Below are 12912 nucleotides of genomic sequence, written 5' to 3'. Positions count from 1 at the left end.
GTGACGACCGGGGACGGGTCCGACGGCGTGGCGGGCCGTGACATCGATCCTGATACCGCCGCCTTTCTGGAGCGCATGGTCCGGGACGCCGCCGGAGCACCGGCGGACCCGACGCTGGCGCAACGTCGCGAGGGGCTGAAGGCTGCGGTTGCGGCCTATGGCCCTGACCCGGTTTCGGTCGCGGGAATCGAGGATCGCCATATCAAGGGCCCCGACGGGCCGGTGGCGATCCGGATCTACCAGCCGCCGCGCCCGGAAGGCAGCAAGGCCCGGGTTCCGTTGCTGCTGCATATCCATGGCGGCGGCTGGGCATTGGGCGACCCGGACGGTTATGCGCCGGTCGTGCGGAACTATTGTGTGGCGGGTGGTTGCGTCGTGGTCGACGTCGACTACCGGCGCGCGCCGGAACACAAGCATCCGGCAGCGTTGCGGGACTGTCTGGCAGCGCTGGCCTGGGCGCGCCGCAATGCCCGTAAACTCGGGGCCGACGCTTCCCGGATCGTCGTAACGGGCGACAGCGCGGGTGGTTATCTGGCGGCCGGGGTGTGCCAACAGACGCCGGTTCCGGTCGCCTTGCAGGTGCTGGTCTATCCGGTGACAAGTGCCAGCAGGAAGACGAATTTCGTCTCACGGCGAGAATTGGGAGACGGTCGTTACTTCTTGCGGGAGTTCGACATCCTGCGGGCCGAGCGGGAATATTTCCGGACGGGTCAGAATCGCGAGCGGGCACCCGCGTCGCCGCTTCTGGCATCGGCGCGGGTGCTGCGTGGCCAGCCCCGGACACTGGTGGTGACCGCCACACTCGATCCGTTGAAGGACGAAGGGAACGCCTACGCTGCCGCCCTGATCGCCGCCGGCGTGGACTGTGAGTTGATGCAGGTCGAGGGGACGATCCACGGGTTTGTACTGTTCGCCGGACAGATCGCCGCCGGCCGTGCGTTGATCACTGAAATCGGCCGGCAGATTCGTTCACTCGAGCCGGTGACCCGTCATCCGCTCCGTCAGTTCTGGTTGGGTGGGTAGGCGGCGGCTGTCGTTTCGGACCCGGAATATGAAAAAGGGCCGCCCGGCGAACCGGGGGCGGCGATATTCCTTCGAAATGGCGATCTGCTGGCGCGGTACCGGGCCGTGCTGCGGGGACTGGAAGCAGTCTACCCCGCCCTCCTGCGGGGCCGACCAGGGTTGCCGTGCCTGGCCCGTGTGCCGACCTGTTCCTAGACAGCGGGCTGGGTCGTCTTCGGCTTGTCCGCCTCGTCCTCATCGTCGTCCTCGAGCAGGGCCACGAGGGCGTCGATGATGGCGTCCAACTGCTCCGGACTGGCCGAGACGGTCATCGCCTGGCCATCGGCGGCTTCGAGTTGCAGCAGATAGCCGTCCTCGGAGTCGGACAGGCTGAACTGGGTCAGGGCGGGGATGTCGGCCATCACGGGAATCCTGGAGGAAGGAAAAGCAGGGTCAGCCGGCGGCTGATCCGGATGCTGTAACAGAAAAAGGGCCGTCCGGCGTCGGGGCTTTGCAGCCCCGGGCCGGACGGCCAGCCTCGTCCGGACCGAACCCCGCGGGGGTCGGCGGCGGGTCGCAGGGACCGGCCGGACGGGGTGTTCTGAGGTCCCCCCGAAGAGGGCAGACGATCAGCCGTCGAGGTCCTGACCTTCGTCCGGTTCGGGCGTGCCCAGCAGTTCGTCGGCGATCTTGCTGGTCGATTTGCGCACCTTGTCCTCGATCGAGGCAGCCATGTCCGGGTTCTGTTTGAGGAATTCGCGGACGTTCTCGCGGCCCTGACCGATGCGGGTCGAGTCATAGGAGAACCAGCTGCCCGATTTCTCGATAACCCCGGCCTTGACCCCCAGGTCGATGATCTCGCCCAGTTTGGAGATGCCCTCGCCGTACATGATGTCGAAGATGACCTCGCGGAACGGCGGGGCGACCTTGTTCTTGACCACCTTGACCCGGGTGGTGTTGCCGACGACCTCGTCGCGGTTCTTGATCGCGCCGATGCGGCGGATGTCGAGCCGGACCGAGGCGTAGAATTTCAGCGCATTGCCGCCCGTGGTGGTCTCGGGCGAGCCGTACATGACGCCGATCTTGTGACGGATCTGGTTGATGAACAGCACGATGCACTGCGACTTGTTGATCGAGGCGGTCAGCTTGCGCAGGGCCTGGCTCATCAACCGGGCCTGGAGGCCGGGCAGGCTGTCGCCCATCTCGCCCTCGATCTCGGCCCGCGGCGTCAGGGCGGCGACGGAGTCGACCACCACGATGTCCACGGCCCCGGACCGGACCAGGGTGTCGACGATCTCGAGTGCCTGCTCGCCCGTGTCCGGCTGGGACACCAGCAGGTCATCGAGATTGACGCCCAGCTTCTGGGCATAGCCCGGGTCCAGCGCGTGTTCGGCGTCGACGAAGGCGGCGGTGCCGCCGGCCTTCTGGATCTCGGCCACCGTATGCAGGGCCAGGGTCGTCTTGCCCGAGCTTTCCGGACCATAGACCTCGATCACCCGGCCACGCGGCAGACCACCGATGCCCAGGGCGATGTCGAGCCCCAGCGAGCCGGTCGAGACGGACGGGATTTCCGCCACCACGCCGCCCTTGCCGAGCTTCATCACCGAGCCCTTGCCGAAGGCCCGGTCGATCTGGGCGATCGCCGCTTCCAGCGCCCGCTGCTTGTCGCCGTCGTCCTTGCCAACCAATTTCAAATTCGCCTGAGCTGCCACCTTGCCACTCTCCTTTGCCATGATTCCCATCTGGTTCCGGGAGAGACCCGCCTGGACCCGCTCCCTGTGTGAGACGGACTATGTGCACGGTTTGTTCCGGTTGCCAATATGTTCTTTTTTGGCATCAAGGTCATGCGTCCGATCTTGACGTGTCGGTCCGCCGGCCCTGGAACGGTGATCGTGCGTGACGGACGCGGGATGCAGCGTTCAGAGGGGACTCACCGGCGGTCTCTGAGCTCTAGGCGTCCAGAGGGTCCAGGCCGTCCATGACCGCGGTCAGGGCGATGACCGTCTGGGCTTCGAGGGCGCTGTGTCCGGCATTGGTCTTGATGAAGGTCCGGACCGGCGACCCGGCCGCCTCGAGAGCCGTGACCAGTGCGGACGCCTGCGCCAGCGGTGTGACCTGATCGAAGCGGACGGGGTCTGTCCTCTTTCAACGCAGTTGGCGCGGCCCGATTGTCAGGTGGTCGCCGGCCACTAGGTTGTCGCCGGAAAGCGAGTCCTACAAAAAACTTGGAAGGTAACTTGCAGACACCAAAGCCCCTCACGCTAACAGTTGGCCCTGCGCGAAGCCCAGACATTTGGGCAGGGCCGGAAACCGCTCACCGGCCATGGTTGGAGAGCTTCAGTTCCAGCACCCGCCAGAGCGAGCGAACGAACGAGGTGTCTCTTGCAGAGTTTCGCATTGCCTCAAGTCCGGCCTCGTCGATCCAGTGCCCCCCGACCATGACGCCTGACGGCAATTCCACAGCGCCAATCTGCGTCAATGGGTCTCCAATCAGCAAGACTAGATTGGCCCGATAGCCTGGCGCAACGATACCGCTCCGCTCAAAACCGAGAGCCTCGGCGCTTGAGCGTGTTGCGGAGGCGAGCGCATCGTGCGGCGACAGACCTGCCGCCACCAACAGTTCGAGCTCTCGCGCTAGCGAGGCACCCGGAACCAGTCCGAAGCTACCGCTATCCGTCCCGGCAATCAGAGGCACGCCCGCCTCATGAAGAAGGCGCGTCGCGGTGAGAAAGAAGTCCGCGTGGGGCCGCTCATAGTTCGACGCTTCGACCCCACTCCAGTATTGTTCCGAGCCTCGCTCGAAGAAGCGTACCAGCGGGTTGATGGTGTCCGAGCCGGGCCCATCCAGGTAGCGCCCTTGCGTTTCAGCAATAAGCACCAGGCGCTTGTGAGCAATCAGGGTCGGCGTCACGACTTCACCGGAAGCGGAAAGCCTAGAGGCCAGCAGCCGCATCTTGTCCTCGTCCAGGTCGTCTCGCAGCCCGTGCCAAACGATGGTTTCGACGTGTTCGAGGGTCGTGAAACCACGCCCAAGGGACTGCTCCCACGAGACATCGAAAGGCCGCTCACGTGGAACGCCCTTTGTCCGTACTCCCTCAGGAGAATGACCGGTGACACTCATACCCAATCGGTCCGCTTCATCGATTATGGCCTCGAAGGCCTCGCGGGTGAGGTTCGAGTAGATTTTGAGTGTTCGGTACCCGGCGGCATGCTGTGCGCGCACTGATGCCCGGGCTTCGTCGCCCGACGTGACGGTCTGCTGCACAATGGTGTCGTTGGCGCCCGGGCTATTGAGAATCGGGCCGGTGGTGATGAAGTCCGGCCCGAGCAGCGCGCCGTTGGCGATGCGCTCCGCAAGCCGGAGATGGAACGGATAGCCGGACATATTGCGCACGCCTGTCACGCCGTGGGCGAGATATCCCGCCAGTTCCGCTTCGTCATTGAGATGGATGTGTGCATCGATCAGGCCCGGGATTAGAGTGCGCCCGTTGCCATCCACAACGCGGACGCCTTGCGGCGCGCGCAACGCGCCGGCGGCCCCGACCTCTATGATGCGATCGCCCATGATAAGGACCGCGCGCGCGTCCTCAACCTCGGGTGAGCCGGGGACCATTGAAATGAGACGTACATTGTCTAGCAGCACGCCGACGGGCCGCGCCTGATCAACTCTTAGCGCGTCAGGTAGGTCGCTGATGATCAACCACAGCCATGCCGTGATGATGGCGGCCAGTACAGCGAGCCCGATGCCGACACGCCTTAGAGCTCGAATTTTCATGGATAAATTTGCCCCAACGCTCCAAATTTACCGCCACGATCTGTCGCGGAGTGAGTAAATTGTTTCGCTGTGATGGGCAAGCCGCCAGCGGCGTCGCTTCCAGGACCGCACACACCTTCGTCCCGGCAGGAGTCCCGACGGACATACGCGTACGATTTCGAACTAGCATGCACCAAATGACGCGAGGTTGGCTTCTGACCGGGAACATTCGCGAACCGACGAGGCCAAGGTGAAATACGGGATTAAACGGTGGCATCGGAGGTGCAGAGCTGTCGAGCCGAACACGGCCAACCCGGGTAGTGCCCAGAGAGCGGCTCGTCGGGCCGGTGGCTCTATCCCTTCGGGTGGCGAGGCGCGTCGGCCGTGTCCGAACCCTTTAGGCGTCCAGAGGGTCGAGGCCGTCCATCACCGCGGTCAGGGCGATGACTGTCTGGGCTTCGAGGGCGCTATGGCCGGCATTGGTCTTGATGAAGGTCCGGGCCGGCGACCCGGCCGCCTCGAGCGCCGCGACCAGCGCGGACGCCTGGGCGAGCGGTGTGACCTGATCAAAGCGGCCGTGGACGATGTGGATGGCGATGCCGGCCAGCCGTTTGACATGATCCAGCACGTACCCCGGTTCGATGAAGAGGTCGTTGGCGAAATAGTGGGCCTCGATCTGGGCGAAGCTCAGGGCGAAGTCCGCCTCGGCGTTCTGTCCGGGATCGGCGGCCGGCGGCACCGTGTAGGAGATGACGCCTTCCCAGACCGACCAGGCCACCGCTGCGGCCCGTTGCGCCGCGCGACCGGCCTCGTCAGGGGCACTCCGGTCGAAGATCGCCTTGTAGGCCGCCATCATGTCCGCCCGATCCCCGGGCGGGATGGTCTCCACGAAGGCCTTCCACTCATCCGGATAGGCGACATAGCTCCCCGGCCGCGTGAGGGCGTACGGATGGTCCGCCCAGGTCTCGGCATTGCCCTGATACATGTAGAGCAGGTCGTCACGCTCGCCGAGGAAGATGCCCCTGAGGATCAGGGACGCCACGGCGTCGGGGTGCCGGATGGCGTAGACGAGCGCCAGGGTGCTGCCCCAGCTGCCGCCAAAGAGATGCATCTTTTCGGTGATGTTCAGGGCCTGCCGCAGGCGATTGATGTCGGCGACGAGGTCGTCCGTCGTGTTCTTCACTAAGGCGACTTCAGGGCCTGCGACAGCGACGGTCGGACGGCTCTTGCCGCATCCGCGCTGGTCGAACAGGATCACACGGTATCGCGCCGGATCGAAGAACCGCGAGAGAACCGGTGAGCAGGTACCGCCCGGCCCTCCGTGCAGAAACAGCACCGGTTCGCCGTCCGGATTGCCGTATTCCTCCCAGTAGAGCGTGTGATCCGGCTCGCGATCGACAGGCAGCAGCCCCGATGCGCGCGCGTCCTCCTGAGGGTAGGACCATTCGTCAGAGACCTTGCTGGTCGTCTGAAGTCTGGAGAAATCCATGGCGTCGTCCTCTGAATGGGCGGTCGGCGGGCGGTCCGCACTTTCACGCTATCACTTTAGTCTCCGACGCCGCGCCGACTTTGCTGCCTGTTATGGAGGGTTGTGGCATCGCCGCCTTCCACGGCCCGAACGTCCGCGCAGCGGCTGAGTATCCGGCACGAAAGCGGTCACTCCCCCCGCGGCCCGGACTCCCGAGCCGCCATAGAGGGGCGTCTGACAAGAATGACCCGCCCGTACGCAGCCTTCGGTATTGATCCGGAAGCGTCGCTGTGCGTTCAGAGCATATGACCAAAGCAGCCAAACCCGCCGTTCTCACCATCCGCAACGCCCGCCTGTCGGACGTGACGGCCATCAACGACCTCGTCATCAAGGTCTACAAGGACATCCCGCCCTATACCCCGGGCATGTTGCGCGGTCAGATCGCCGCCTTCCACGACGGCCAGTTCGTGGTCGAGTACGAGGGCGAGATCGTCGGCTATGCCGCCGGCTTCCGCATCGACGAGAAGACGGCGATGTCGCCGCACACCTGGAACGAGATCACCGGCGGCGGCTATGCGGCGCGCCACGACCCGGTCGGAGAGTGGTTCTACGGCATGGAGGTCTGTGTCGATCCGGACCGCCGCCGCCTGCGCATCGGTCAGCGGCTGTACGACGCGCGGCGCGATCTGTGTGAAGCCCAGAATCTGAAGGGAATCGTGTTCGGCGGACGGATGCCGGGCCGGTTGCGGCGCAAGGCCACCTATCCGACGGCGGTCGAATATCTGGACGCGGTGACGGCGCGCAAGCTGAACGACCCGGTGATCGGTTTCCACCTGCGCTCGGGCTTCGAGCCGATCGGGATTCTGGAGGGTTATCTGAAGTCCGACGCCGCCTCGATGGGCACCGCTGCCCACATGGTCTGGCGCAACCCCTATTATGTCGAGAGCCACGGCAAGGGGGCGGCCTTCGCCACCAAGGAGACGGTGCGCGTGGCCACGGTCCAGTTGCAGGCCCGCAAGGTGTCGAGTTTCGAGGAGTTCATCTCCAACGTCGAATATTTCGTCGACGTGACCTCGGACTACCGGTCGGACTTCGTGGTGTTCCCTGAGCTGTTCACCCTGCAGCTGCTGTCGCTGGAACCGAAGAAACTGACCCCGGCGGAGTCGATCGAACACCTGACCCGCTACACGCCGCGCTTCGTCGAGGCGATGCAGAAGATGGCGGTCGAGTACAACATCAACATCATCGGCGGCTCGCACCCGACCCAGGCCGACGACGGCGACATCCAGAACGTTGCGTATGTCTTCCTGCGCGACGGTTCGGTCCACGCCCAGGAGAAGATCCATCCGACGCCGAACGAGCGCCACTGGTGGAACATCAAGGGTGGCGACGCCGTCCATGCCATCCCGACCGACTGCGGCCCGATCGGGGTACTGATCTGCTACGATTCCGAATTCCCGGAACTGGCGCGGCGGCTGGTCGACGAGGGCGCGCGGATGCTGTTCGTGCCCTTCTGCACCGACAACCGGCAGGGCTATCTGCGGGTGCGCTATTGCAGTCAGGCGCGGGCGATCGAGAACCAGTGCTACGTCGTCCTGTCGGGCAATGTCGGCAATCTGCCGAACGTTGAGAACATGGACATCCAGTATGCCCAGTCGTGCATCCTGACGCCGTGCGACTTCCCGTTCGCGCGTGACGGAGTCGCGGCCGAGGCCAGCGAGAACGTTGAGACGGTGACGGTGGCCGACCTGGATCTGTCGGACCTGGCCTGGGCCAAGTCGCAGGGCACGGTGCGCAATCTGCGCGACCGTCGTTTCGACCTCTACAAGACCGTGTGGGCCGACGGGGGCTGAGGCCCGTCAGGCCGCGGTGGTTGGACTCTCGACCGCTGCGGCCGGCTCGGCGAAACGAGCAGCCCCCGAGACTCCGCAGGCGACGACCAGACAGACCGCGGCCGCGATCAGGATCGGACGTGTGGCGTCCGGGGCAGGTGCCAGCGGTCGTATCAACATGAAGACCAGCAGGCCGCACATTGCGAGGATGCCCGGCAGGTCCATGCCGACGCTGAGGAAGCCGAAATGGGCAAGGCCGAACAGCCAGGCCCCGACCACCACAGTGACGACGGCGGCCGGAACCAACGCTGCGCGTTTGATTATGAGCGGATCAATGAAGGCCGTTACCGCAGCGACAAGGGCGGCAGGAAGGGCGGTCCAGATAAACAGCAGGGCCGCCTCCGGGGCGAATATCTGGACGGCGAAGGCCAGGACCAGAACAAGCGTGATCACGCCCAGCCAACTGCCCCACGTCCGTTTCGGTGCCCAATTCGACAGCCAGCCCAGACCAATGGCGATCAGGCTCACCACCAAAAAGACCGGGCTGAAGCCCCCCAGTGTGATCGCCACCCCGGCGGCCACGACCGTGATCGCAGTGATCAGTCGACGGTCGACCTGTCGGCGCCCGCTCAGCAGCAGCAGGGCAACGGCGAGCACCGTCAGGGCCGTCGCTGCTTCCATCCACGGCAGGCGGGCCATCAGGATATAATAGGCGTCCGCCTTTCCGGCACCGCCGGCCACAGGCCCGGCCAGGGTGCGGACCGCCTGGGTCAGCACGATCCCGACCGTGAGAAGCCACAGGCCATCCAGACTACCGCGTGCGATATCGGTGAAGGTCAGGTCGGTCTCGCGGCGGGCGCGCCAGGTGGCCAGGCCGGTAAGGGCCGCTGTCAGGCCCAGTAGTAACCAGCCAAGGCCCGGGGAATGGCTCAGGACAAACCAGCCCAGGATATCGGAATAGACTCGATTGGAACCGGCGGCCGGCAGGGCGGGCGCACGCAACAGGGCGTCGGCAGTTTCCAGCGCCTGGGCTCCGATATGCTGGACCGTGCCCTGATCGAGCCGGTCCGGGGTCGCGGCCGTCGTGTGATATTGCTCGGGCCGACCGATGAAGGCGAGATTGATGCCCTGGATGCCGCGCGCCTTGGCGATGGTGAAATCGGAGCCGTTGGGCATGTGCTCGTAAATGAAGACGGCGAGCGAGCTGCTGGAGGGGCCGCCGGTCGCGCGTCGGGCCGCGCGCCCGTAGACGGCGATGGTCTCGGCATTGCCACGGCCGGTTTCAAACATGATGGCCCTGCCACCGCCGCCGCGGGAATCCAGGTTCACAACCGCGCCGATCCGGTCGCGCAGGGGGTGACCGCCGAAGAAGACGCGGGCCCCGTCCAGATCCAGTTCCTCGGCATCGGTGAATACGACGACCAGATTGCGATCCGCGGGACCCCGCGCCCGGATCGCCCGCACCGCTTCGAGAATGGCGGCGACGCCGGTCGTGTCGTCAGCCGCTCCGGGCGAGTCCGGCACGGTGTCGTAGTGGGCCATCAGCATCACCGCCGGGGCCGAAGGGTCACGACCGGGCAGGACGCCGACCAGATTGGCCACGCTGTAGCCGGCGGCCGCGGGATTCTGGCCCTGGCGGTTCAGACGCTTGATCGCGGTGGGTGACAACGGCCCGTCCTGGACGGTGGGGGTGAGGCCGAGCGCGGTCATGCGACTGACCAGATAATCGCGGACCCGGGCGTGATCGAGCGATCCAATCGGGTGCGGGTTCCGGGCGATCTCACGCACGTCGACCATGGCCCGGGCCGCGGAAAAGGCCGTGGGTTCAGCTTCGGACCCGACCGGGCGGGGCGTCTGCAGGGTTACCACCGCCAGCAGAAGTGCGATCGTCAGTGAGCCGAACAGCCAGGCCAGACGCATGGTGATTCCCCCGATCAGATGGCCCCACTAGGGGGCAAGCGTCGCCTTTGATCAAGGGCGAGCCGCCCGTGAGCGAGCCCCGTCAGGCCGCGTGGCGTAAGCTGGACGGGGATTTGACGAACAGGCCCTTGCGGCCGTTGACCGGACGGAAGGCCAGGGTGTCGCCCCCCAGCTGTTCATCCGGCCCGAGGAACAGGCAGCCGTCATCGACGAGTCGACGCTCCAGGCCGTCGATGATTCTGGCGCGCCGCTCGGGATCGACGTCGGTCAGCACGTTGCGGCACATGATGATGTCGAACTTTCCCTCGTCGACGGGTTCGTCCAGCAGATTGGCGCGGGTGAACTGGACGGCGGCGTTCAGTTCCGGGCGGGTGACCCAGTGCTCGTCGACCAGTTCGAACCAGCGCAGCATGGTGTGGGCCTTGAGACCGCGCTGGATCTCGAAGCTGGTGTAGGTCCCGGTGCGGGCCTTATCCAGGACCTTCTGAGACAGGTCGGTGGCGACAATGTCGACCGAGGCTCCGGCCTCAAGGGCGGCCATGGCGAGGGAATAGGGTTCCTGACCGGTCGAGCAGCCTGCCGACCACAGACGTACATGGCCGTTGGGACGAGCCTTCGACAGGGCGGGCAGCAATTCATTGGCGAAGACGTCGAAGGTCGCCCGGTCGCGCCGGAACCAGGTTTCGGGATTGAGCAGAGCCTCGATCACGGACCAGCCCAGGGAGGCGACCGGCTTGGCCCACAGGGCCTCGAGCATGATGTCGACGCTGTCGAAACCCTCGCGCCGCGCGACCGGGCCCAGCCGGTGTTCGGCCAGGTGAATCCGGTCCCGGGCCAGCCGGAAGCCGGCCCGGGAGGCCATCAGGGACTGCAGGCGATCGAAATCGTCCGGCATCATGGCGTCAAACAGCTCCCACTTCTGAAAGTTTGGACTGCAGGATTTCGCCGTCAAACGGCTTCATCACATATTCGTCGGCTCCGGCCGACAGGGCCTCGGCAATAAAGTCGGCGCGGGTTTCGATGGTGCAGAAGAGCACCTTGGGCCGGTCACCTCCGGACATGGCGCGCAGTCGCTGCAGGAAGGTCAGCCCGTCCATGACCGGCATACCCCAGTCCAGCAACACGACATCCGGCATGACGCCACCGCAGAAGGCGAGGGCCTCCGAGCCGTCGGCGGCCTCATCAACCTCGAAGCCCAGACCCTCGACGATGCGACGGGCCACCTTGCGGATGATCCGGCTGTCATCGACGATGAGACAGGTTTTGGGGTTCAAGGCTGGATTCCATCTGGCGCGGGCGGGGCACCGTATCGGCGGTGCTGGACGTCATGATCGCCGATCGGCGGTTAACGAGGTGTTTGGAAAGCCTGTTAAGGTCTCTTAGGATTTGGGGTCAAACGGGCATTCCGGCGACGATATCGACCCGGCCTTCCACGGTGGTGACGGTCAGGCTGCCCTTGTGGCCGGATACGGTCAGCCAGAGCCAGTAGGGCTGGATCCATTGACCGGCCAGGCCTTCGACCAGGCGCTCGCCCGCCAGTCCGGTGATGACCTCGGGTTTGAGGCGGGCCCGGGCCCCGACGGCCGTACCTTCCATGAGGAGAAGATTGCCGTCGCGACGGGTGGTGATGGTGGCGACGCCGCCCGACGGCAGGGCCGCCGTTGTCAGATAGGCCAGATTGATCAGGGCCCTGGCCTGCGGCTTGGTGAAATCATCGGCGTCCACCCGCCAGTCCATTGTCGCCCGACCGCCCTCGATCATGCCGGCGACCAGTCGTTGCAGCTCGACCCCCGAGAATTTCTCGCTCGTGGTCGCCGCCCCGAAGGCGACGCGGGCAAAATGCACCAGACTGACGAGTTTTTTTGCGCTCTGGCCGATCAGCGCCATCGCGTCCTCGCGCATGTCCTGGGCTGTGGGGTCGTCCAGAAGGTCCAGGCCGGAGACGATAGCTCCGGCCGGGCTGATGAAATCGTGGCACAATTTCGCGGAGACCCAGGCGGCGAGTTCCTGGGGGTCGACGGGAAGTTCGGCGGCGTCGGCGTTCACGGTCATGGGTGTCCTGGACCAGAATCGGGGTCTGGATGCTGAAGCTGACGTGATTTGCCGGTTCGTGAAACCGGGGGGATCGGGTATCGAGGCCACAAATGACCGAAACCCTGCAAGCTGACCTCGCCTCGGGCACCCTGGCCGAGGCGATCTCCGACATCGCCGAGGACGCGGCGCGGGTAATACTGCCCTACTGGCGGGCCTCCGCGGTGGTAGAGGTCAAGGCGGACGACAGTCCGGTGACCCAGGCCGACCGTGAGGCCGAGACCTTGATTCTTTCGCGTCTGGCCGCCCTCTATCCCGGGATTCAGGCTGTGGCCGAAGAGGCCGTGGCGGCCAACGGCGCGCCGGCCCTGGCCGAGGAGTGGTTCTGGCTGATCGATCCACTGGACGGGACACGTGGCTTTGTCGCCGGACGCGAGACCTTCACCGTCAACATCGCCCTGATCCACAATGGAGCCCCGGTGGCGGGTGTCGTGGTCGCACCGGCTACGGCCACGACCTGGTGTGGCGGGCCCGAGAAGGGGGGCGGGATTCTGCGCCGACGCTTCGGCGAGCCGTGGCAGACGGTGCGCGTACGCGACCGACCGGCCACCCCTCTGGCCCTGCTGAGCCACAGTATGAGCGACGACGAGGCCGAACGCCTGGCAGCACGGCATGGCTGCGCGCAATGGCAGGGTATGGATTCCTCGCTGAAATTCTGCCTGATCGCCGAGGGACGTTTTGATGCCTATCCGCGCACCGGCCCGACATCCGAATGGGATACGGCGGCGGGGCAGGCGGTGCTGGAAGCGGCTGGTGGTCGTGTGCTCGATGATGACGGCCAGCCGTTGGCCTATGGCAAGCCACACTTCCTCAATGGACCGTTCGTCGCGCTTGGGGGCTGAGAC

The 12912-nt window shown here is 65.4% G+C and carries 11 protein-coding genes; 3 read left to right on the top strand and 8 right to left on the bottom strand.

Annotated elements, in window-relative coordinates; translation table 11 throughout:
- The gene (locus AAC050_RS01815; RefSeq protein WP_339913334.1) at positions 1 to 1023 is read left to right on the top strand and encodes an alpha/beta hydrolase; all 1023 of its coding nucleotides are present in this window, start codon (positions 1 to 3) and stop codon (positions 1021 to 1023) included.
- Between the two features lie 191 nt (positions 1024 to 1214).
- Here the strand turns inward: AAC050_RS01815 and AAC050_RS01810 are convergent, their stop codons facing one another.
- From AAC050_RS01810 to pip, 4 genes are all read right to left on the bottom strand, one after another.
- Positions 1215 to 1424, bottom strand: coding sequence for a hypothetical protein (locus AAC050_RS01810; RefSeq protein WP_339913333.1), 210 nt, complete (start codon positions 1422 to 1424; stop codon positions 1215 to 1217).
- A gap of 207 nt (positions 1425 to 1631) precedes the next feature.
- Positions 1632 to 2714: a recombinase RecA gene (recA, locus tag AAC050_RS01805; protein ID WP_339913440.1), complete on the bottom strand. Its 1083-nt coding sequence runs from the start codon at positions 2712 to 2714 to the stop codon at positions 1632 to 1634.
- A gap of 602 nt (positions 2715 to 3316) precedes the next feature.
- On the bottom strand, positions 3317 to 4777 hold the full coding sequence (locus tag AAC050_RS01800; protein WP_339913332.1) for an amidohydrolase family protein: 1461 nt from the start codon (positions 4775 to 4777) through the stop codon (positions 3317 to 3319).
- A 376-nt stretch (positions 4778 to 5153) separates the two neighbouring features.
- Positions 5154 to 6245 carry a prolyl aminopeptidase gene (gene pip / locus AAC050_RS01795; protein ID WP_339913331.1) on the bottom strand — a complete coding sequence of 364 codons (1092 nt, stop codon included), beginning with the start codon at positions 6243 to 6245 and terminating at the stop codon, positions 5154 to 5156.
- Positions 6246 to 6529: 284 nt separating this feature from the next.
- Between pip and AAC050_RS01790 the strand changes: the two genes are divergently transcribed.
- Positions 6530 to 8077, top strand: a complete 1548-nt coding sequence (locus AAC050_RS01790; RefSeq protein ID WP_339913330.1) for a GNAT family N-acetyltransferase — start codon at positions 6530 to 6532, stop codon at positions 8075 to 8077.
- Between the two features lie 6 nt (positions 8078 to 8083).
- Here AAC050_RS01790 and AAC050_RS01785 read toward each other — a convergent pair whose 3' ends face one another.
- The 4 genes from AAC050_RS01785 to AAC050_RS01770 all read right to left on the bottom strand — a co-directional run bounded on the left by AAC050_RS01785 (position 8084) and on the right by AAC050_RS01770 (position 12028).
- Positions 8084 to 9976: a M20/M25/M40 family metallo-hydrolase gene (locus tag AAC050_RS01785; RefSeq protein ID WP_339913329.1), complete on the bottom strand. Its 1893-nt coding sequence runs from the start codon at positions 9974 to 9976 to the stop codon at positions 8084 to 8086.
- An 82-nt stretch (positions 9977 to 10058) separates the two neighbouring features.
- A complete protein-coding gene (locus AAC050_RS01780; protein ID WP_339913328.1) occupies positions 10059 to 10874 on the bottom strand; it encodes a protein-glutamate O-methyltransferase CheR in 816 nt (271 codons plus the stop codon).
- A 4-nt stretch (positions 10875 to 10878) separates the two neighbouring features.
- On the bottom strand, positions 10879 to 11250 hold the full coding sequence (locus tag AAC050_RS01775; RefSeq protein WP_339913327.1) for a response regulator: 372 nt from the start codon (positions 11248 to 11250) through the stop codon (positions 10879 to 10881).
- A gap of 118 nt (positions 11251 to 11368) precedes the next feature.
- Positions 11369 to 12028: a histidine phosphotransferase family protein gene (locus AAC050_RS01770; RefSeq protein ID WP_339913326.1), complete on the bottom strand. Its 660-nt coding sequence runs from the start codon at positions 12026 to 12028 to the stop codon at positions 11369 to 11371.
- A gap of 92 nt (positions 12029 to 12120) precedes the next feature.
- On the opposite strand from AAC050_RS01770, the gene cysQ reads away from it, so the two are divergent.
- On the top strand, positions 12121 to 12909 hold the full coding sequence (gene cysQ / locus AAC050_RS01765; RefSeq protein WP_339913325.1) for a 3'(2'),5'-bisphosphate nucleotidase CysQ: 789 nt from the start codon (positions 12121 to 12123) through the stop codon (positions 12907 to 12909).
- The last annotated feature ends 3 nt before the right edge of the window (positions 12910 to 12912 follow it).

Source organism: uncultured Brevundimonas sp., assembly GCF_963974615.1.
Lineage (GTDB): Bacteria > Pseudomonadota > Alphaproteobacteria > Caulobacterales > Caulobacteraceae > Brevundimonas.
The sequence above is the reverse complement of the archived record's forward strand: the minus strand, read 5'-3'. Positions and strand labels throughout refer to the sequence as shown.

What these genes read in the sequence shown, in the direction of transcription:
- cysQ (WP_339913325.1), top strand. Translation starts at nt 12,121, where the DNA reads ATGACCGAAACCCTGCAAGCTGACCTCGCCTCGGGCACCCTGGCCGAG.
- pip (WP_339913331.1), bottom strand. Translation starts at nt 6,245, where the DNA reads ATGGATTTCTCCAGACTTCAGACGACCAGCAAGGTCTCTGACGAATGG.
- AAC050_RS01790 (WP_339913330.1), top strand. Translation starts at nt 6,530, where the DNA reads ATGACCAAAGCAGCCAAACCCGCCGTTCTCACCATCCGCAACGCCCGC.
- AAC050_RS01770 (WP_339913326.1), bottom strand. Translation starts at nt 12,028, where the DNA reads ATGACCGTGAACGCCGACGCCGCCGAACTTCCCGTCGACCCCCAGGAA.
- AAC050_RS01810 (WP_339913333.1), bottom strand. Translation starts at nt 1,424, where the DNA reads ATGGCCGACATCCCCGCCCTGACCCAGTTCAGCCTGTCCGACTCCGAG.
- AAC050_RS01800 (WP_339913332.1), bottom strand. Translation starts at nt 4,777, where the DNA reads ATGAAAATTCGAGCTCTAAGGCGTGTCGGCATCGGGCTCGCTGTACTG.
- AAC050_RS01785 (WP_339913329.1), bottom strand. Translation starts at nt 9,976, where the DNA reads ATGCGTCTGGCCTGGCTGTTCGGCTCACTGACGATCGCACTTCTGCTG.
- AAC050_RS01780 (WP_339913328.1), bottom strand. Translation starts at nt 10,874, where the DNA reads ATGATGCCGGACGATTTCGATCGCCTGCAGTCCCTGATGGCCTCCCGG.